16 protein-coding genes and 2 tRNA genes are annotated in these 20,332 nt (G+C 49.7%); 13 read left to right on the top strand and 5 right to left on the bottom strand.

What is annotated here, in order from left to right; all coding sequences use genetic code 11:
- The first annotated feature begins 94 nt into the window (after positions 1 to 94).
- Positions 95 to 1,432, top strand: a complete 1,338-nt coding sequence (locus E3E32_RS05480) for an FAD-dependent oxidoreductase (protein WP_167730707.1) — start codon at positions 95 to 97, stop codon at positions 1,430 to 1,432.
- Between the two features lie 145 nt (positions 1,433 to 1,577).
- Here E3E32_RS05480 and E3E32_RS05475 read toward each other — a convergent pair.
- A tRNA-Gly gene (locus E3E32_RS05475) sits at positions 1,578 to 1,655 on the bottom strand.
- A 105-nt stretch (positions 1,656 to 1,760) separates the two neighbouring features.
- Between E3E32_RS05475 and E3E32_RS05470 the strand changes: the two genes are divergently transcribed.
- Positions 1,761 to 1,838, top strand: a tRNA-Arg gene (locus E3E32_RS05470).
- A 33-nt stretch (positions 1,839 to 1,871) separates the two neighbouring features.
- On the opposite strand, the gene E3E32_RS05465 is transcribed toward E3E32_RS05470, so the two are convergent.
- Both E3E32_RS05465 and udp read right to left on the bottom strand, forming a co-directional pair.
- On the bottom strand, positions 1,872 to 2,612 hold the full coding sequence (locus tag E3E32_RS05465; RefSeq protein ID WP_240910568.1) for a hypothetical protein: 741 nt from the start codon (positions 2,610 to 2,612) through the stop codon (positions 1,872 to 1,874).
- 214 nt (positions 2,613 to 2,826) lie between these two features.
- A complete protein-coding gene (udp, locus tag E3E32_RS05460; protein WP_167730703.1) occupies positions 2,827 to 3,660 on the bottom strand; it encodes a uridine phosphorylase in 834 nt (277 codons plus the stop codon).
- A 110-nt stretch (positions 3,661 to 3,770) separates the two neighbouring features.
- Between udp and E3E32_RS05455 the strand changes: the two genes are divergently transcribed.
- The 10 genes from E3E32_RS05455 (at position 3,771) to E3E32_RS05410 (ending at position 13,638) form a co-directional block, all read left to right on the top strand.
- Positions 3,771 to 4,646 carry an MEMO1 family protein gene (locus tag E3E32_RS05455; RefSeq protein ID WP_167730701.1) on the top strand — a complete coding sequence of 292 codons (876 nt, stop codon included), beginning with the start codon at positions 3,771 to 3,773 and terminating at the stop codon, positions 4,644 to 4,646.
- A 42-nt stretch (positions 4,647 to 4,688) separates the two neighbouring features.
- Positions 4,689 to 5,711: a mevalonate kinase gene (locus tag E3E32_RS05450; protein WP_370456356.1), complete on the top strand. Its 1,023-nt coding sequence runs from the start codon at positions 4,689 to 4,691 to the stop codon at positions 5,709 to 5,711.
- Complete coding sequence (locus tag E3E32_RS05445) at positions 5,708 to 6,484, top strand: isopentenyl phosphate kinase (protein WP_167730697.1); 777 nt, start codon at positions 5,708 to 5,710, stop codon at positions 6,482 to 6,484. Before E3E32_RS05450 ends, E3E32_RS05445 begins: the two co-directional genes overlap by 4 nt.
- Before the next feature lie 56 nt (positions 6,485 to 6,540).
- A complete protein-coding gene (locus E3E32_RS05440; protein WP_167730695.1) occupies positions 6,541 to 7,311 on the top strand; it encodes a hypothetical protein in 771 nt (256 codons plus the stop codon).
- 1 nt (position 7,312) lies between these two features.
- Complete coding sequence (locus E3E32_RS05435; RefSeq protein WP_167730693.1) at positions 7,313 to 7,669, top strand: hypothetical protein; 357 nt, start codon at positions 7,313 to 7,315, stop codon at positions 7,667 to 7,669.
- Between the two features lie 32 nt (positions 7,670 to 7,701).
- Complete coding sequence (gene fni / locus E3E32_RS05430) at positions 7,702 to 8,820, top strand: type 2 isopentenyl-diphosphate Delta-isomerase (protein ID WP_167731011.1); 1,119 nt, start codon at positions 7,702 to 7,704, stop codon at positions 8,818 to 8,820.
- 332 nt (positions 8,821 to 9,152) lie between these two features.
- Positions 9,153 to 9,803 carry a hypothetical protein gene (locus E3E32_RS05425; protein WP_167730691.1) on the top strand — a complete coding sequence of 217 codons (651 nt, stop codon included), beginning with the start codon at positions 9,153 to 9,155 and terminating at the stop codon, positions 9,801 to 9,803.
- The gene (locus E3E32_RS05420) at positions 9,803 to 11,017 is read left to right on the top strand and encodes a hypothetical protein (protein ID WP_167730689.1); all 1,215 of its coding nucleotides are present in this window, start codon (positions 9,803 to 9,805) and stop codon (positions 11,015 to 11,017) included. The genes E3E32_RS05425 and E3E32_RS05420 overlap by 1 nt, the downstream gene beginning before the upstream one ends.
- Before the next feature lie 200 nt (positions 11,018 to 11,217).
- Positions 11,218 to 12,540 (top strand): RNase J family beta-CASP ribonuclease, encoded by a 1,323-nt coding sequence (locus tag E3E32_RS05415; RefSeq protein WP_167730687.1) that lies wholly within the window; start codon positions 11,218 to 11,220, stop codon positions 12,538 to 12,540.
- A 69-nt stretch (positions 12,541 to 12,609) separates the two neighbouring features.
- Complete coding sequence (locus E3E32_RS05410; RefSeq protein WP_167730685.1) at positions 12,610 to 13,638, top strand: polyprenyl synthetase family protein; 1,029 nt, start codon at positions 12,610 to 12,612, stop codon at positions 13,636 to 13,638.
- Positions 13,639 to 13,641: 3 nt separating this feature from the next.
- On the opposite strand, the gene E3E32_RS05405 is transcribed toward E3E32_RS05410, so the two are convergent.
- A complete protein-coding gene (locus E3E32_RS05405) occupies positions 13,642 to 14,451 on the bottom strand; it encodes a class I SAM-dependent methyltransferase (protein WP_167730683.1) in 810 nt (269 codons plus the stop codon).
- A 125-nt stretch (positions 14,452 to 14,576) separates the two neighbouring features.
- Positions 14,577 to 17,480 carry a leucine--tRNA ligase gene (gene leuS, locus E3E32_RS05400; protein WP_167730682.1) on the bottom strand — a complete coding sequence of 968 codons (2,904 nt, stop codon included), beginning with the start codon at positions 17,478 to 17,480 and terminating at the stop codon, positions 14,577 to 14,579.
- A gap of 345 nt (positions 17,481 to 17,825) precedes the next feature.
- Here leuS and E3E32_RS05395 point away from each other — a divergent pair, with 345 nt between their 5' ends.
- Positions 17,826 to 20,321, top strand: a complete 2,496-nt coding sequence (locus tag E3E32_RS05395) for a DUF5711 family protein (protein WP_167730680.1) — start codon at positions 17,826 to 17,828, stop codon at positions 20,319 to 20,321.
- The last annotated feature ends 11 nt before the right edge of the window (positions 20,322 to 20,332 follow it).

Raw genomic sequence — 20,332 nt, 5'->3', positions numbered from 1 at the left:
AATCTTCCGTGCTTGCGTTTTAAATCCAAGGTTGACGAAAGGTTAAAATCCTTTGGTGGGCAACCCTTACTGAAAAGCTTTAGGAGGGCCTAATATGAAGTATGATGTTGTTGTCATAGGCGCGAGCGCGGGGGGATTAACCGCTGCGATCTCCGCCAAGAGATTTTATCCTGACAAGAGTGTTCTTGTAATTAAGAAGGAGCAAACCGGCATGATTCCATGCGGTATTCCTTACATCTTTGGAACTTTCAAGAGTGTTGACGATGATATCCTTCCAGCCGAAAAGTTTCTCAAGCCCCTCGGTGTGGAGACACTCGTCGATGAGGTCGTCGAGATAGATCCGAAGGCCAAGATTGTGAGGACTAAGAGCGGAAAAGAAATTGCCTGGGAGAAACTCGTCATAGCAACTGGCTCGAAGCCAGTCTTTCCGGAGCTACCAGGGACTGAGCTTGAGGATGTTTATACCGTTCCTAAGGACTACCACTACCTGAAAGCTCTCCGCGAGAGGCTTGAGAGCGCCGAAAAAGTCGTTATCGTGGGTGGAGGTTTTATAGCCCTCGAAGTTGGCGACGAGATAAGAAAGCTCGGCAAGGACGTAACCATTCTCGTTAGGAGCAGGCTCCTGAGGAACTCCTTTGACCCCGAGTTCAGCGAGATGATCGAAGGGAGACTTAAGGAGGCTGGCATAAATATCGTCTACGGCCAGGTTGAGAGACTTCTGGGAAGCAAAAAGGTCGAGAAGGTTAAGCTAGTCAACGGTAAGGAGCTTGACGCTGATATGGTGATATTCTCCATTGGCTACCGCCCGAATGTTGACCTGGCCATCAAAGCCGGCCTGAAGGTTACTCGCTACGGCATCTGGACGGACGAGTACATGAGGACTTCTCACCAGGACATCTTTGCAGTCGGTGACTGTGTCGAGCACAGGGACTTCTTCACGGGCAAGCCCTATGGCTTAATGCTCGCATCAACCGCAACCTTCGAGGCGAGAATCGCTGGGGCTAACCTCTTTAAGCTCCAGATAGTCAGGGAAAACAGGAGAACAATAGGCGTTTACTCCACCCACGTTGCCGGCCTAACCCTGGCTGCGGCGGGTCTAACCGAAGAGGCGGCCAAAAGGGAGGGCTTCGAGGTCATAGTCGGCTACGGAAAAGGACCGGACAGGCATCCGGCGAAGTTCTCCGACACTTCAATGGTCACGGTCAAGCTGATATTCTCAAGGGATAGGGGAGCGATTCTCGGTGCCCAGATAGCCGGCGGAAAGAGCGTTGGCGAGATGATAAACATACTCGCCCTAGCGATACAGAAGCGCCTTACCGCGAGCGAACTCTACACGCTGCAGATAGCCACTCATCCCCTCCTTACTGCCTCACCCGTCGGCTACCAGATAGTCAAGGCTGCCGAAGATGCCCTCGCGAAGCTGAGGACTTGAGGTTTTCTTTTGTTTATCCTGTTTCCATTTCTCTTTAACGAGGAATCCTACCAAAAAACAGTAATTCTAGCATGAATACGCGCTTAAAGAGAGCATTTTAGAACGGCCAGAAACCTTTGATCAAACTTTGTACAAGCAAAATTTGTGGTGCGGTGGCCGGGATTTGAACCCGGGCCAGCGGCGTGGCAGGCCGCTGTCCTAGACCAGGCTAGACTACCACCGCACTGCGCGGCCCGTTAGATACTCACCTCTGGGCGCTTTATAAATCTTTCGGTGGCAGAAAAAGGTTAAATTTATAAAGCGTCCCTAAGAAGGTTTAGCGGGCAGTGCCCCGGTGGCCTAGTCTGGATAGGGCGCGAGGCTGCGGACCTCGAGGTCCGGGGTTCAAATCCCCGCCGGGGCGCCATAATTGTTCTTTTCTGACATGCACACTGGGCGCTTAAATGTGGATTCTTTCTCGGGGTGTTAGTACCGAGGGAGTTTTCATCTGAAGTATCACCGGTCTGAATTCTCTAGATAGTCCTTTTAGCACTGCAATATTCTCAACAAACTCATTCTCCTTCAGGATGCCTTGTGTAAATATTACATAATCACTAATGCTGACCATCCAAGAGTGAAGCTCTTTGGGTACAACGTCCCTATTGACAATAAGGATATCCCAGAACCAATATCCCTTCTCCACCAGCTTTTCACCAGCAAACAAACGCGCTTGGAATAGTTTCTTCACAGTAGACGCTCCAAACCGCTCGTATAATGTGTCTAAAGTTACAAACGCATGAACTACCTTCCTTTCTTTTAAATTGTATTTTTTAGTTATCTGCTTTTTGACTTCAACATATTTTGAAATGAAGGTTCCCCCATCGACCTTGTCCACATTGTAAACGAAATCGTAGTGGGCTTCTCCTTCAAAGACATTTATTATCGCTAGATTGCCATTTTTACCCTCCTGAATCACATCTAATCCAGCGGCCTCTATTCTTGCACAGAACTTTCTAAAAGGAACCGCAACATTAGTTAAAAGTGCAAAATTTCCATTCTCTATCTCTTCTTTCACAAGTTTAACTCCAATTTTCCAACCCAAAGAGTACTGGTCATATGATAATAGCAAAATCCCCCCAGGGGTGATTTCTCCCAAGTATTCCCTTACAGTTTTTACCTTGACCATATTGAAAACCCCCATTATTTATCTTTGAATATTTTGATTATAAGACTTGTGGCGTATTTTAGCATAATCAAAACAATTAGTTTCTAAATATTAAATTATTGATATAAAGTGTCACAAATATTGCTAATTTTTTGGATGTTTCATGAAATTGTGAAGATTGAACAAAAATTCAAAGAGTCTCGCGTGACGCAAGTTAATTCCACAGAAAATTAAAGGTCAAACAGAATAGCTAAAGCTTCCTCAATCCCGGGAACCACACTTTCTTGCCTTTCTGCTCCTTCTCCTCGTCCCATTCGGCGAGTATCTTGACGGCTTCGCTGGCAACTAAGGCGGCCTCCTTCTCACCAGCCTTGCCGAACTCGTTGGTTACTCTGTTGGCGAAGACGGCACAGACACAGCCAGCCCTGAGGCCGTAGATGTTCGCCAGCGTGAAGAGGGTTGCCGCTTCCATCTCAAAGTTGGTGACCCGGGCCTGCCTGAGGTCGTCGAGGATGTTCCTGGCGAAGCTCGGGAAGTAGCTGTTTAGGCCAGGCCGTCCCTGGCCAAGGTAGAAGCTGTCGGTCGAGGCGGTTATGCCAATGTGGTAGCGGACTCCCAGAGTTTCGGCGGCCTCGATCAACGCCAGCGTGACCTCAAGGTCGGCAACGGCTGGATACTCTACTCTAACATACTGCTTCGATGTACCTTCGAGCCTAACCGCTGCCTTCGCTATGATGAGGTCGCCTATTTCCATTCCACGCTGGATAGCGCCGGTGGAGCCTACTCTTATGAAGGTATCTGCTCCAATGGCTGCGAGCTCTTCAATCGCTATCGCCGTTGAGGGCCCACCTATCCCGGTTGAAGTAACGCTTATTGGAACCCCCTTGTATTTGCCCGTGTGAGTTCTGTATTCCCTGTGGAAGGCTATCTCCTTTGCCTTATCCCACAGAGAGCTTATCTTTGGAACCCTTTCTGGGTCGCCGGGCAGGAGAACATATCTTGAAACATCCCCCGGCTTGCATGCTATGTGGTACTGATAGCCTTCCTCAGTTTGGGGCCTGTCTGCAGATAGGAACTTTGTCATGGCAATCACCCATCGCTTTTGTGAGAATACCTTGTAGAATTGTGGATAAAAAGTCTTCCCTAACTAAAAGGCTATAAAATATGGAGCAGAAACCTCTTTGGGGTGAGACTATGGTGAGGTATCCTGCCGTGGCCGGGAGCTTTTACCCTGGAGATGAAACGCTCATCGAGATGCTTGAGAAGTTCTTCAGAGACTTGGGTGAGCACGGAAGCGAGAGGAGGATAACAGCGGGGGTTGTGCCTCATGCAGGCTACATATTCTCTGGCTACACAGCCTCAAGAACATTTAAGGCTATCTACGAGGACAGTCTGCCGGAGACATTTGTAATTCTCGGGCCGAACCACACTGGCATCGGCTCGCCGATAGCGGTCTATCCATCCGGCTCTTGGCTGACCCCGCTGGGGGAAATCGAGGTCGATTCAGAGATGGCCAAGACCATAGCGAAGCTCTCTGGGATAGCAGACCTCGACGAGCTGGCCCACAAGTACGAGCACTCCATTGAGGTTCAGCTGCCATTCATCCAGTACCTTGCCGAGAAAGCTGGAATGGACGTCAGGATAGTTCCAATAACCCTCGGCATCCAGGACGAGGAGGTTGTGGAGGATCTTGGCAAAGCAATCTACGAGGCCGCTAACGAGCTCGACAGAGACGTTGTGGTCATAGCGAGCACGGACTTCATGCACTATGGCCCAGCCTATGGCTACGTGCCCTTCAGGGCTAGAGCAGACGAGCTCCCACACCGCGTCAAGGAGTGGGACTTCCGCGTTATTCAGAAAATCCTCGACTTTGACGTCAAAGGAATGTTCGGCGAGCTGAGGAAGATGGACCACACCATGTGTGGACCGGGAGGAGTTGGAACTGCCATCGTTTACTCCCGCTTGGCTGGAGCTCTTGAGGCTGAGCTTTTACACTACACGACGAGCTTTGAGGTGAGCAGGAGCACGGACGCGATAGTTGGCTATGCCTCTATAGTCTTCAGGAAGTGAGCTTGATTTGACCAAAACTCACATAAACTTCCTTTCCTTTTCTTGTTTGGAGGGTCAGAGATGAGGGTTCTCGCATCAGCTCCTGCTAAAATTATCCTCTTCGGCGAGCACAGCGTTGTCTATGGAAAGCCTGCCATAGCGGCTGCGATAGATCTAAGAACCTATGTCTGGGCAGAGTTTAACAACAAAGGGGCGATAAAGATAGAGGCCAAGGACATCAAGGTGCCCGGATTGACAGTCTCCTTCTCAGAGGACGAGATATACTTCGAGAGTGACTACGGTAAGGCCGCCGAGGTTTTAAGCTACGTCAGACAGGCGATTGAGCTTGTTCGCGAAGAGGCCGACAAGAACGGAAATGGGGTCACAGTCTCGATAACCTCACAGATTCCCGTTGGAGCTGGTTTGGGCTCCTCAGCGGCCGTTGCGGTTGCCACCATTGGTGCGGTCTCAAGGCTTCTCGGTCTGGAGCTGAGCAACGAGGAAATCGCCAAACTTGGCCACAGAGTCGAGCTCCTTGTCCAAGGCGCTTCGAGCGGGATAGATCCAACTGTCTCGGCCATAGGTGGCTTCCTTCACTACGAGAAGGGCAACTTCGAGCACCTTCCCTTCATGGAGCTGCCAATAGTTGTCGGCTACACCGGCTCAAGTGGCTCTACTAAAGAGCTCGTTGCGATGGTCAGAAGGAACTACGAGGAAATGCCTGAAGTTATAGAGCCGATTCTCGTTTCCATGGGCAAGATAGTTGAGAAAGCCAAGGACGTTCTCCTCTCCGAACTCGACGATGAAGTCCGCTTTGTCCAACTTGGCAGGCTCATGAACATCAACCACGGCCTGCTTGATGCACTGGGCGTTTCTACCAAGAAGCTCAGCGAGCTTGTTTACGCTGCCAGAACAGCCGGAGCGCTAGGAGCGAAGATAACCGGTGCTGGAGGAGGCGGATGCATGTACGCCCTCGCCCCTGAGAAGCAGAGTGAGGTAGCAACTGCAATAACCATCGCCGGAGGAACGCCGATGATAACTAAAATCAGTGACGAAGGGTTGAGGATAGAGGAGGTTCTGCCATGATAATTGTCAAGCTTGGTGGAAGTGTTATAAGTGACAAGAATGTGGAGAAGTCCTTCCACGAGGACGTTGTGAGTCAGATAGCAAGTGAGATAGCCCAGTTTTATCCCAAGGAAGATTTCGTAATCGTTCACGGTGGCGGTAGCTATGGTCACCCACTCGCGAAGGAGTACAACCTCAGGGAGGGCATCGAGCCGAATCCAGAGAGTAAGCGCATTGGCTTCTCAAAAACTCATCAGGCGATGCTGGAGCTTAATGAAAAGATAATCGACCTTTTCCTAGAGAAAAACCTTCCGGCCTTCTCGGTCTCTACTTCCTCAGTCTTCATAACTGAGGGTGGCTCAGTCGCCTATGGTGATGTGGAGGTCATTAAAAGGCTGGTGGAGCTGAAGTTCATTCCAGTCCTTTTTGGCGACGTGGCAGTTGACCTTGAAAAGGGCATTGACATACTCTCTGGCGACCAGATAATTACATACCTGACCAAAATGCTGAAGCCAAGGAAGGTTGTTTTCCTCATGGATGTGGACGGCATCTACGACGGCAAACCTGGCGAAGGAAATCTCATATGGGAGCTCAGGGTCAGGGAGATTGACAGTCTAATCGAGAGGCTCTCCGGTGCAGCCGGGACAGATGTCACCGGTGGTATAGTCAACAAGCTCAGGGAGGCCAAAGAAATAGCCCAGTTCTCGGAGGTCTGGTTCGTGAACGGCAAAATAGCTGGAAGGCTAAGCGGAGCGATCTTGGGTGGAGGAACTGGGACGAGGATCATCGAATAATATTTCCAATAGTAATCTTTTTATTTTTAGGAAGTTATTCCATCTGGGGGTGTGACGTGGGGAATAAGGCCTTTGTCGCAATCATATTGGCTCTTATAATATTTGGTTGGATCTTCCTTGGCCTTAGCGCTGCCGCTCAGCAGGGACTTTTGTCCAAATGGGACTCCAAGCCTGATGATTTAAGCATTCAGGTGACCGCTGAGCCAGTGGAAAACGGAACCCTGCTGGTTTTCGGGTGGGAGTGGAAAAAGGACAGTATCGTGAGCAGACTGAGGGATGAGAAGGACTTCGTCATAATCCTCGTTCCGAGTGATGTGAGCATTAGGGGCCATGATGTAGGTCTGGTCTCGCCCTACGGAAACGTCACACTTGAGACGGTGGAGGGTACATCTCTTCTCCTAGCGCTTGGAACTATACATCTGGAAAGGCAGGGAGACTATATCAATCCGCAGAAGCTCGGCCCATGGGACGTTTACTTCTCCGACTTCGAGGTTAGAGTGCCTCCCTACGGTTCCGGAAGGCTTGAGCTTCCCCTTGAGGTCTTCAGTAACAGAACGAGAGACTCAACGATACCTGTGATATTCGTTTACATCCACACGACTGGCTCAGAGGAGCTGAGGCCTAAGAGGGTCGAGGTGGATGTAGAGATAAAGCTTGCCGAAGATGCTCCGCTTTCAAACATCGCCGGGATGTTTCCCATAAGAGGCGTGGTATCATGGGACGCCGCTGCCCTGGAACGTTTTATCCTACCCTATTACGAAGAAGTCCAGGGCGGCTGGGTGAAGGTTGATGTCTTCAATGTAACGCTCGACTGCGGAGGTGAATGAGATGTACTCCAGCAGGGGTCTCTTTGACATGATCCTGGATTTTATAGGTGATTTTGTAGTTATCGTTGTTCTTTCTATTGCGTTTGGGGCGCCGTTGCAGTTTGCGGCATCCAAGCTCGGTTATCCTGAAATAGGAAAAGCCCTGGTGTTGGTCACTCTGGCAGTCCTCTCATCGCTGATTTTCAGGAGGGGGTTCCTGAAGGGTGTTGATGTATCCAGGCTTCGGAGACAAACCGCCCTAACAATTGTTGGCCTCCTAATGCTCTTAATAGTTCTCTCATTTGAACTCGGCAACGGTGCCACTGGAAGCCTGCTCCTGGGTATGCTGGTTGCACTCTTCTTTCCAAAAATCTCTTAACCTTCCCCGCCTTTTCTTTTCTGGTGGTTGAGATGAAGGCCTTCGATAAGGAAGAGCTCACGATCATCAGGAAGTTTGAACATATCGAACACTGCCTCAAGCAGAACGTCCAGGCCCACGTGAGCAACGGATTTGAGGATGTGCACTTTGTCCACATGAGCTTGCCCGAGATAGACAAGGATGAAATCGACCTCAGTGTTGAGTTTCTCGGGAGGAAGTTCGATTACCCGATAATGATAGCCGGCATGACCGGCGGAACGAAGGGCTCTCAGCTCGCCGGAAAGATAAACAAGACCCTCGCAAAAGCCGCCCGGGAGCTGAACATCCCGATGGGTGTTGGAAGTCAGAGGGCCATGATAAGGAAGCCAGAAACGTGGGAGAGCTACTACGTTAGAGACGTTGCTCCTGACGTCTTCCTCGTCGGCAACCTTGGCGCGCCGCAGTTCGCCGAGACGATGCCTAACAGATACGGGATTGAGGAAGCACTGAAGGCAGTCGAGACAATTCAGGCCGATGCTCTTGCCATACACATGAATCCTCTCCAGGAGAGCGTCCAGCCGGAGGGCGACACACAGTACCGCGGAGTGCTGAAGGCCCTGGCCGAGCTCAAGGCCGAGTTCCCCTACCCGATAATCGCTAAAGAAACCGGCGCGGGAGTTTCAATGGAGGTCGCGATAAGGCTCGAGAGCATTGGAATAGACGCGATTGACGTCGGCGGCCTCGGCGGGACGAGCTGGAGCGGCGTTGAGTACTATCGAGCCAAGGACGAGCTTGGCAGGAACCTCGCTCTGAAGTTCTGGGACTGGGGCATAAAGACAGCCATAAGCGTGGCTGAAGTCAGATACGCCACCGAGCTGCCGATTATAGCCACAGGGGGAATGCGCGACGGAATAGCGATGGCGAAGGCGCTAGCGATGGGAGCCACCTTCGCGGGCGTTGCCCTGCCTCTTCTCAGACCCGCGGTGAAAGGCGACGTCAATGGTGTAATCAAAGTCCTCCAGCGCTACATCGAGGAGATCCGCAACGCGATGTTCCTCGTTGGCGCTAGGAACGTCGAGGAGCTGAGGAAGGTTCCGCTCGTGATTACAGGCTTCACGAGGGAGTGGTTAAGCCAGAGGATTGACCTGCCGGCGTACCTCCGGAGGCGGTGATTTTACATCCTCTGCCTTCACGCGACTCTTTTACTCTTCCTTCTATTTGCTCATTTTAAGAGCAAAACCCAACTCCGAATAGAATTATAACCGAAAAAAAAGAGAAGAATTTTTATATGTGGTAAAAGGAAAAATTTATAATTGAAAGTTGCATAGTGAGTATTGCAGACAAGCCATGGAGGTGAACTGTGTGAAGTGGAAAGGTTTGATAGCAGTCCTCTTGGGGCTGCTGATGGTGGGAGTTGTGGCAAAAAATGTAAGCGCATATAAAGAACTTGGGTGGAACAAGTACACCACAACGGTTTCTTATTACAGTAGCAGTGCAAGAGTTGATGAAACAATTTTCCTCTTATGGGGAATATCCACGCATAAGTGCAGGCACTCAGCAAACACTTATCGTAAGTAGCTTCACGGGAATTGATAATGAACCACTCTGTCATTTAAGTTCCGGTTGTTTTATATCAAAAAATAAGCGGCTAACAGTATCTCAAATTAGTGGGCCAACGAATGTTGAATATGAGCTCTGGTGGGTAGGAGATAATGATGGAAGTGGCATCCCCTCTAGGTATGCCTCTCTCATTAATGGTGTTGTAGGATACATGATAGACAAAATCGCTAGTAACATTCCCTACGCCGATCTAGTCATAGATTTTATCAAGCTTTTGACGAGACAGGATTATTCTCAAAGTGGGCCTCAACTTATAACTGATCCAAGTTTCTCAAGATATATTGGGAATCATATAACTGGTGGGATGATACTTAGAGTCAAACCAACAGACACTGGGAGATTGGGACAGGGCACATACAGTTACAGAATACGGGCTTACTCAAGAACTGAAATTTGGTTCTATGAGCATTCTAGCTGGGTGTTTAGCAAGGGTATCAAAGGGGAGCTCAACATGCAGCCGCTTGGAATTTCGAAATACATAAAAACTATCTCCGTCAGTAGAGAGTATACATTGACTGTTATTAAAAACTGGTGATGGATATGAAAAAGAAAAGCTTCTTGACATTTCTCCTGATGGGGATTGTATTTTTCAGTCTCTTTTTTTATTTTAATCCACTCAGTGAACCCAAAGAGAGTGATCAGGCCTATGAATACTCTGTAGATGAGATGTATGCCCGTCATTCATTTAGTAGGGAATTCGGAAAATTCGATTTTTGGGACTTAATCAGCAAAAAAGACATTGACAGAATTAGGTCTCAAGTTAAAAACGGTTATATGAAATCTGAGGAACTGTTCTATGACACGGGCATATATACATGGCCCCTTTACTCTTCCTATGCATGGGATGCTGTTGAGAGCAACATTTCCTGCCCAAGAAACATGACCCATGAGAGATTCTATGCTTTAATACGAAATATAAGTCCCAAATATGAAAAACTGAGGAACACCCAAGAATACTATTTAAGGGCTTTCAGGAATCTTGAGAGTGAGGTCACGGAACCCCGGGCATATGCGTTGTTGGCGTGGCTCGAACTTTTGCTGGTTGATAACCATGATTTAAATTATGATGAGTATGCCAGAGAATACGGTTTCTCCGAGGATGTATGCAGATCCCTCTTGGGACTCCCAGAATATTATGAGAACTATGTCTTTCCTTACGTTGAGCTGGGAATAAGGAGAGTTATCGAACTTAACTCTGGGTCTTCAAGTGACGAGATTCTAAGCGAAAAGGCCCGTATAATAATCCAAAATCGGGGAGACTCACTGGGTTCTGAGCTTGTCCTTATTAACAAAACAAAACAGGGGAGCTTGGAGGCCTATGGGGCATATGGACTGACCTATTACAGCCTTTCAAAAAACTTATCCACCCGTGGATTTAATTCTCTAGCGCTGTTCTATTTCAGCTGGGCTGAAGGGTACTATAATATTTCCAAAGACGATGTCGCAAAAGTTCCAATGAGGCTTGATTACCCCTTCAATGTGTCCAAAATTCGGGACATGGTATACTCAGAGACCAACGATCTCCTGAACCAGCTCCACAGAAACAACTTTTACACCCTCGATCCACTAATCTCCCAGGTGGTGCTCTATCACATCGCTAGAGTAGACTATACGGTGCTTCCAAAGCTTCAAGACAGGAATTCAGAACTGTACTTCATGTATCCTTCAGAGGTATACACTGAATATCTCCGGATATTGGCGAAAATTAGAGGAGTGGAGATATTCTACGAACACTTGGTAGAATCCTGAGGGGTAAGAATAGCACAGGTTCTTTGACATTCTTTTCTTTACTACCTTTTGAAAGCCTCGCTCATAGCTGGAAAATGTCAGATGGCATAGGAAGATGTTTGTTTAACCTGAGAATGCACACCTTTTTAAACTCTCAAGAACAACTATGACCAACGGGGCCTTATGCTCTTATGAGCTTAGAGGCCGAAGGAGGAAAGAGCATGATAAAGATTTACACGCTCAGCGGTTACGAGGAAGTCGGTAAAAACATGACCGCCGTCGAATACAACGGAGAGGTCGTTATAATCGACATGGGAATAAGGCTTGACAGGGTTCTCATCCACGAGGATGTAAATATTCAGCAGTTCCCCACGAAGGAGCTCCAGAAGCTTGGGGCTATTCCTGACGATTCACCAATCAGAAACAAAAAAGTTGTCGCCATTGCTTTTACCCATGGCCACCTTGACCACATAGGTGCCGTCGGCAAGCTCGCTCCCCATTATCCTGACGTGCCGATATATGGAACTCCCTACACCATAAAGCTCGCCAAGAGCGAGGTCAAAAGCGAGCAGTACTTCGAGGTCAAGAACCCCATGTACGAGACCGAATATGGAGAGATAGTTCAAGTTAGCGAGAACTTAGCAATCGAGTTCGTTCAGATTACCCACTCTGTCCCTCAAGCTGCCATTGTTGTAGTTCACACGCCCGAAGGCGCCGTTGTCCACACTGGAGATTTCAAGTTCGACAACAACAACCCTCTCGGCGAAAGGCCCGATTACGACAGGCTTAAAGAGCTCGGGAAGGAGGGTGTCAAGGTTCTCATTCCAGAATCGACGCGTGTTGCTGAACCCACCAAAACGCCGAGCGAGGCAGTTGCTCAGATGCTCCTCGAGGACTTCTTCCTCTATGAGGGCATGGAATCTGACGGACTGATAGCTACAACCTTTGCCAGCCATATAGCACGCCTTCAGGAGCTCATCTGGATAGCCAGCAAGATGGGGAGGCAGGCTGTCTTAGTTGGCCGCTCTCTGGCCAAATACACGGGCATAGCCAAGCAGCTTGGTCTCATCAAAATGAAGGGAGCCAAGGCCGTGAGGAGCCCAAACGCCGTCAGAAAAGTCCTTAAAGAAGTCTCCCAGGCAAGGGAAAACTACCTTCTCATAGTTACCGGTCATCAGGGTGAGCCAGGTGCCGTTTTAACCAGGATGGCAAATGGGGAGCTCTACGACATAGGCAAGCGCGACACCGTCGTTTTCTCCGCCGGCACCATTCCTAACCCACTCAACAGGGCCCAGCGCTACGTTCTCGAAACCAAGCTCAGGATGAGGGGCGTTAGGATGATAAAGGACCTCCACGTTTCAGGCCACGCCAGCAGGGAGGACCATCGCTACCTGCTGAGAATTCTCAATCCAGAGAACATCGTCCCTGGCCACGGCGACTTCAGGATGCTCACCCACTACGCCGAGCTAGCTGAAGAAGAAGGCTACCTCATAGGTAGGGACGTCTTCGTCTCGCGCAACGGCTACACTGTGGAGATTAAGTAGGGGTAAAACTGATAAAGAGTTACCCCTTTTTCCCTTTGACATTGCTTTCATCGCTCACGAGGTGATAGAATGGCGAAGTATGATGAGCTGTTTGCAAGGGTTAAGGAGATGGCAAAGGACGTTGATGATGTGCTCTTCAAGCTCATTCCGGAGAGAGAACCGAGGAAGCTCTACGACGCTGCCAGGCATTATCCGCTCGCTGGCGGCAAGAGGGTTCGCCCGTTCGTCGTCCTGAGGGCGGCTGAAGCCGTTGGCGGTGATCCAAGCAAGGCACTCTATCCAGCGGCCGCGGTTGAGCTCATACACAACTACTCCCTCGTCCACGACGACATAATGGACATGGACGAGCTCAGGCGCGGAAGGCCGACCGTCCATAAGGTCTGGGGCATCAACATGGCAATCCTCGCCGGCGACCTGCTCTTCAGCAAGGCCTTCGAGGCTGTTGCCAGGGCCGAGATCAGTCCCGAGAAGAAAGCGAGGATTTTAGAAGTCCTCGTCCAGACTTCCAACGAGCTGTGCGAGGGACAGGCTCTCGACATCGAGTTCGAGACGAGGGAAGAGGTCACCGTTGATGAATATCTCCAGATGATAAGTGGCAAGACCGGAGCACTCTTCGACGGCTCAGCAACGATAGGTGCTATCGTTGGAACTGACAACGAGGACTACATTCAGGCGCTCTCGAAGTGGGGCAGGAACGTTGGCATAGCCTTCCAGATATGGGACGACGTTCTCGACCTTATCGCCGATGAGGAAAAGCTCGGCAAGCCCGTCGGCAGCGACATAAGAAAGGGCAAGAAGACGCTCATAGTCAGCCACTTCTTCCAGCACGCCAGCGAAGAGGACAAGGCTGAGTTTATGAGAGTCTTTGGAAAGTACGCAGGCGATGCCAAGGACGACGCCCTGATTCACGAGGACGTTAAGGGGGAAGTGGCTAAGGCCATCGAGCTCCTCAGGAAGTATGGCAGCATAGACTACGCCGCAGAATACGCTAAGAACCTCGTCAGGGAGGCCAACGATGCCCTGAAGATCCTTCCCGAGAGTGAAGCACGCAGGGATTTGGAGCTTCTCGCCGAGTTCCTCGTTGAGAGGGAGTTCTGAGCTTTACTCACCTTTTTCCGCCAGAACCCATCCCACCGGCGGATGCTCCGCACCAGCTTTCCATTTCTCGTAGGCCCTATCCCACCGCTCCAGAAGTTCGGCGCGCTTTTTCCCGTTTTTTATCTGCTCCACGTATTCCCGTGGGATGTAGGCTAAGTAGTGCGGCAGGCCCGGCTCAAAGGTTCCGCTTTCGATTATCTCTCCACCGGCCGTTTCCACCAGCTCTTTCAGCCTTTCCAGCGGGAGATAGTGCAGGTCGTCCTTCTCGCCGAGGAGCGCCTCAAAGATGTCCTCGCGCAGGTTGTAGAGCTCAAGATGTGCCCTTTGCCTCTCGTTGTTCGCTATGGGAAGACTCTCCGCTATGAAAACCATGTTTGCCACGCGGAGCATCTCGGAGAAGACTGTAACCATCGTTTCTTCATTTTTCAGGCTTCTAACTCCATGAACGAGAACGGCTAAATCGAAGGCCTTAAACGGAAAAGGCAGCTTCTTCGCATCTACCTTGAGGGGGATTATCCTATGCTTTAGGCCAGCCACGGAGGTTATCTCCTCAAAGAAGTGCCATCTGCTCAGCTCAACGGCAACCACGCGGCCGGTTTCTCCAATGGGATGTGCGAGTGGAACGGTTGTTAGCGCGTGAGCGCCGCAGCCAACCTCAAGGACGTTCATGCTAGGCTTTATCGGTGCGAACCGAAGGACGCGGAAGCGTTCGAGCATCTCGATATGGAGCCAGTCGGGAGGTAGTGGCGGCTCGTCTCGGAGTGGAATTCTGGAGAGAACATCTTTCTTAAACGTTTCCTCGTCAGTGGGCATGGAAAACACCGAAAAATGCTAAAGGAATTAGCTTTAAGGAGTTTTCGGAGAAAAATTTTATAAAATGGCGTTGAAGTAATTGCGGGTTAAAAATCAAACTGCAAAAAAAGGAGTGGATGAAAACCTCACTCCACGAACACCGCCGGCTTCATCGGCATCGCGGCCTTCTTCTTTCCACCCCTGTCCTCCTCTGGGTTGATGATTATCTCCAAGCCAAGCTCCTTCTCGATGAAGTCCTTGGCTTCTCTCAGGGCCTTTTCCTCGTCGATGCGCTTGATCTCAAAGGCTCTGTCCTTTATCAGGCGCTGTATCATCTTGCTTATCTCCTTGCCGTGCTTCCTCATCTCAGGGTCTTTCATGAGCTCGGACATGGCTGCCTTGAAGTCCCTCTTTTCAGCGACGACCTCAGCAACCCGCCACTTCCACTCTGGAGCCGTGTAGATGTATGCCCTCTTTGCGTCCTCTATCTTCGCAACGCGGATTATCTCCTTGATGTCCTCGATGAGGTTCTTGACGTACTCCTCCTCCAGTTCGATGGTCTCGTTCCACCAGGCCGGGTTAGGCTCGGGCCACTTCGCCAAGCTCACGAAGCCCTCTCCTCCGAGCTTCTCCCAGAGCTCCTCGCTGATGTGCGGTGTGAACGGGGCCATGAGCCTGACCCATACGTCGGCGAGGGTTCTCAGGACGTAGCGCTTTGCCTCGTCGTCCCTTCCCTCGGTTCTCCTTAGATACCAGCGCAGGTCGTTCAGGACTGAATAAAACGCCCACTGCACGGCCGTTCTCGTCCTGAACTCCTCCAGGCCCTTGGTGGCTCCTTCAATGGCCTTGTTCAGGCGGTGCAGCATCCACCTGTCGATGTCCTTCAGCTCGACGCCCTCTTTGGCCTCATAGCTCGCGAACTCGCTCACTAGCTCGTAGAACCTCTCGACCTGCTTCCTGAGCTTGCCGACCTCCTTCCTGCGCCAGTCGAAGTCGCTGTCGTGTTCAGCCAAACCCATTATGTAGAGTCTCACAACATCCGCGCCGTTCTCATCGATGGCATCGATGAAGTTCAGCACGTTGCCCTTGCTCTTGCTCATCTTCTGGCCCTCAAGCGTTCCGAAGCCGTTTACGGCTATGCCCCTCGGCCAGTGCCCCTTTCTGAATATCGCCACGTGGTTGAAGATGAAGAACGTCAGGTGGTTCGGGATTAAGTCTTTCGCCGAGCAACGCCAGTCGAGCGGATACCAGTACTCGAACTCCTCCTTCATCTCGTGTATTATTTCGGCCGGAATTCCGGTCTTCTCGCTCAGCTCCTTTTCTCTCTCTTCGCTGAACTCCTCCCTGAACAGGTAGTTGAAGAACTCCCTGTCGAGCTTCTCGGGGTCGAGCCTGCCCTCTTCTCTCAGCTTGTTGATGTGCCTGCTTATGGTGTAGTAGGCCATGTAGATAGTCGAGTCGCTCAGGCTCTCGATTACCCACTCCGGATCCCATGGGAGTGGTGTTCCAAGGCCAACTTTCCTCGCGCAGGCCTTTTTGTCGAGCCAGTCTATTACCGCCTCGAACTGTGTGCGCCTGCTCTCTGGGTAAATCGTCATGTTGGCTAGAGCTTCCCTCGCCTTTTCCTTCCACTCGGGGTTTCCGTAGTCGATGAACCACTGGTCGTGGATTATCTTGATGACCGCCTGGTTGCCGAAGCGGCTTATGACCGGCTTCTCGGCGAACTCGTACATTATCTCGGCGATGCCCTTTTCCTGGAGTTCCTTCGCTATTAGGTCCTTAACCTCCTGAACGGGCTTTCCAGCGTAAGGCTCAATCTTGAAGATGCCCTTGTGGTATTCGGCCTTGTAGATGTTCTTGGTGGCCTCCTCGAGCTTCTCCTCGTCCTTCTGGCTCTTTACACCGAGCTTCTCAACTTCCTCAACCGCCGGGAACTCGCCGTAGCCCTCAAGCTTTATCAGCGAGATGTAGCTTATCTCCTCAACCACACGCGGGTCTATGTCGTACTTCAGCAGAATCTCGGTCTCCTTCTTCAAATCCTCTAAAGCCACGTGGTCAAAGGGGGCATGAGCAGGAACGCTCATAACAACTCCGGTCGCGTTGTCTGGGTCTACAAACTCGGCCGGCAGGATTATGACCTCATCACCCGTTACAGGGTTCCTCACATACTTTCCGATGAGTCTCTCACCCTTGAACTCCTCGATGACCTCAATTTCTCTGTCCTGGAAGGAGAGCTTGTAAGCTGCCTCCTTGCTGATTATCCATGTCTCTTCCCTATCGCCGCGCCTGACCTTGGCCTTGACGTAGGTCGCCTCGGGGTTCAGCCACATGTTGGTTACGCCATAGACCGTCTCTGGCCTCAGCGTAGCGGCCGGCATGTATATTTCCTCGCCGTTCTCCTGCAGGATAAACTTGATGATGACGTACTCCAGTATCTGAACGTCCTCGCCCTCCATTATGTCATGGTCTCCAAGCGGAGTGCCAACTACAGGGTCCCACCTGACGCGGTGCGCCCCCTTAACGACCAGTCCCATGTCTTTGAGCGTCCAGAACTGCCACTCGATGAACTTACTGAAGGGCGGGAACAGGCTGGTGGTGTGGAACTCCCTGCTCCAGTCAACGGAGAAGCCGGCCCTTATGAAGGTCTCCCTCGCGGCCTTCATGAAGTACTTGACTATCTCCTTCGGATCCTCAAACTTCCACAGTATCTCCTCGGGTACCTTGTAGACATCGCGGTAGATGTGGATGGTCTTTGGATCGCGGTTCTTTATGCGCTCAGCGATTCCGACTATTGGGGCTCCCGTGATGTGCCATGCCATGGGGAACAGCACGTTGTAGCCCTGCATCCTCTTAAAGCGCGCTATGACGTCGGGAATCGTATATGTTCTCGCGTGGCCGACGTGAAGGTGGCCTGAGAGGTATGGAAAAGCGACCGTTATGTAGAACTTCTTCTCCTTGGGTTTGGCATTTCTATCGGGTTCAAAGACCCTCTCTTCCATCCAGCGCTTCTGCCACTTCTCCTCAATGGCCTTGAAGTTAAGCTCAGCCATGCTCATACCTCCTCAAAGTTTTTCCAAAAGAGCTTGAACGATAGTCCAGAATAGGGGGGTTATCGGGGTAATCAGATATCGGCGTGATTCCAGCGGTGGAGAAGACACTCCCCCCTCATAGGCATCGCACCGAATAACGGTTTTGAGTATTTAAGGTTTTGGGTGCTGAGTGGATTGTCTACAGGACAATGATAGGGCTTTTTAACAAGTTGCATCCTTGGGAAAATTGTTATTTCCTTTAAAGAAAGTAGTACATTTATTCATCAGATGCAATTTAAACAAAATCTTCTTATACTAAAAAATATCCCATCTTTATGATGTAATTAATCTGCAGGAGGGATCAATGTGGGGAAAATAGTTGGTTGGGTCTTTGTCGTACTGTTGCTGGTAGCATTAGTGCCGACTGGGGTGAAAGCTCAGGTGATAGAAAAAGAACCTCTGTGGAGCCATGACGTTGATGGTCATTTTACAGCAGTTTCTACTTCGGCAGATGGGAGCTACATTGTGGCAGGTTCCGCTCCACCAGATAACAAGATTTACTTCTTTAACAAGGCCGGTGAGTTATTGTGGAGTTACAATGTGGGTGGCTGGATATACAGTGTTTCTGTCTCTTCAAATGGCTCTTACGTTGCGGTAGGCTCTGGGGATCACGTGGTTTACTTCTTTAATCGGCAAGGTGAATTGCTGTGGAATTACGAGACTGGTGACACGGTTTATAGTGTTTCTGTTTCTTCAGACGGTTCTTACATTGTAGTGGGTTCTAGCGATAAGGTTTACTTTTTCAACAAGGATGGAAAACTATTATGGGATTATGAGACTAAGGGCTTTGTTTGGAGTGTTTCTATGTCCCGTGATGGATCTTATATTGCTGCGGGTTCCGGTTGGAAAGACGAGACAGGAAATTACTATGGCAAAGTTTACTTTTTCAATCGAAATGGAGAACTGTTATGGAGTCACGAGACTCGTAGTGAAGCGTACAGTGTTTCCCTATCGGCGAATGGAAATTACGTTGTAGTCGGCTCTTGGGATGATGTTTACTTCTTTAATCGGCAAGGTGAATTGCTGTGGAGTTACAAAACCAATGACAGGGTTTACAGTGTCTCTGTTTCAGCGAATGGTTCTTATGTTGCAGCGGGTTTCGATTTCAATAATGAAATTTGCTTCTTCAACAGCGATGGAAAGTTATTGTGGAGTTACAAGGGGGAGAGGGTCCACAGTGTGCGCTATCCAATCCATAACTGGCTTTCGATGTCTTCTGATGGAAGATATATAGCAGTGATATTTCCTTTAGATAGCAAGGTTTATCTTTTTGACAGGCAGGGCAAGTTATTATGGAGTTACGATACCAAAGACTATATTTGGAGTGTTTCTATCTCAGTAGACGGAAACTATGTAACAATATCCTCTGACAAGGTGTATTTCTTTAGTGAGAATGGTACCTTGCTATGGGATACCAACACATCACCTCAAGGGTGGGTGGGAGGTGTTGTTCTTTCAGCGAACGGGAACTACACTGCAGTATGGGCATTCCTAAAGGTCTATCTCCTTAACAAGGCTGGGGAACTATTGTGGGATTATAAGATTGGTAACTATGTCTACAGTGCCTCTATTTCAGAGGATGGCTCTTACGTTGCAGTTGGCTCGGCTGATAACAAGATTTATTTCTTCAATCGGCAAGGTGAATTGCTGTGGAATTACGAGACCAGTGGTCGAGTATACAGCGTTTCTATTTCAGCAAACGGTTCCTACATTGCGGCAGGCTCAAAGGACAACAATGTTTATTTTCTCAATAGCAAGGGAGAGTTATTGTGGAGCTACGAGACTGGAGGCCCTGTTAGGAGTGTCTCCGTCTCTTCAGACGGACATTATGTCATAGCAGGTTCAGATAATGGCAGAGTTTACTTCTTCAATCGAGATGGAGAGTTGTTATGGAGTTACAAAACCAATGGTTATATTTCGAGTGTTTCAATATCCGCCGATGGCTCGTATGTTGGAGTGGGCTCTTATGATCACTGGATCTACTTTTTCAACAGGGATGGAGAGCTATTGTGGAAATATCCAACTGGTTATCCCATCCTCAGCGTTTCTATATCTCCGGATGGAAATTACACTGCGGCAGGTTCGTATAGTAATAGAGTTTACTTCCTCAACAAGACTGGAGAATTATTATGGAGTTACAAAACCGGTAAGGGAGTTTACAGTGTTTCTCTTTCCATGGGTGGTTCTTACATTGTGGCAGGCTCCGGAGACAACAAAGTATATCTCTTTAACAGGAATGGAGAGTTACTGTGGAGTTACGATACCTGCGATGGTGTCTACAGTGTTTCCATGTCTGAAGACGGGAATTACGTTGCAGTAGGATCCTACTCAATGGTTTACTTCTTCTCCAGACGGCCATTGGTGTTGGATTATTCACCGCCGCTCCAGGTTTATGCCGGTGGGGAGGTTTCAATTCCAATAAAAATCCAGTACAACTTTTCCGCGGATTCAAAAGTGCTTGTTAGAATACTACAATCCTCTGAAGTCTGGAGTAAAGAAGAGACCGTAAATGCAGGGTCTGGGGGACTATCACTCATCGCTAAATTCACTGCTCCAGTAGATGCTGGGCAGTACACCTACAAGATCCGGGTTTTTTACTTGGATGATGGCAAGTGGATTCAAGGAGACGAGAAGACTTTCACATTAAATGTTGAAAAACCGCCGGAAACCCAAACTACTACAACAAGCACAACAGGTACCACCGAGACCCAGACGACAGGCACCACCGACAGCGGCATCTGCGGGCCAGCTTTCATGCTCTTCTTCATCACGGTTCCACTTGTGAGAAGAAGAAAGAGATAATGGCAAGGGTG

It is taken from the genome of Thermococcus sp. GR6, from assembly GCF_012027415.1.
Classification (GTDB): Archaea; Methanobacteriota_B; Thermococci; order Thermococcales; family Thermococcaceae; genus Thermococcus; species Thermococcus onnurineus.
The sequence above is the reverse complement of the archived record's forward strand: the minus strand, read 5'-3'. Positions and strand labels throughout refer to the sequence as shown.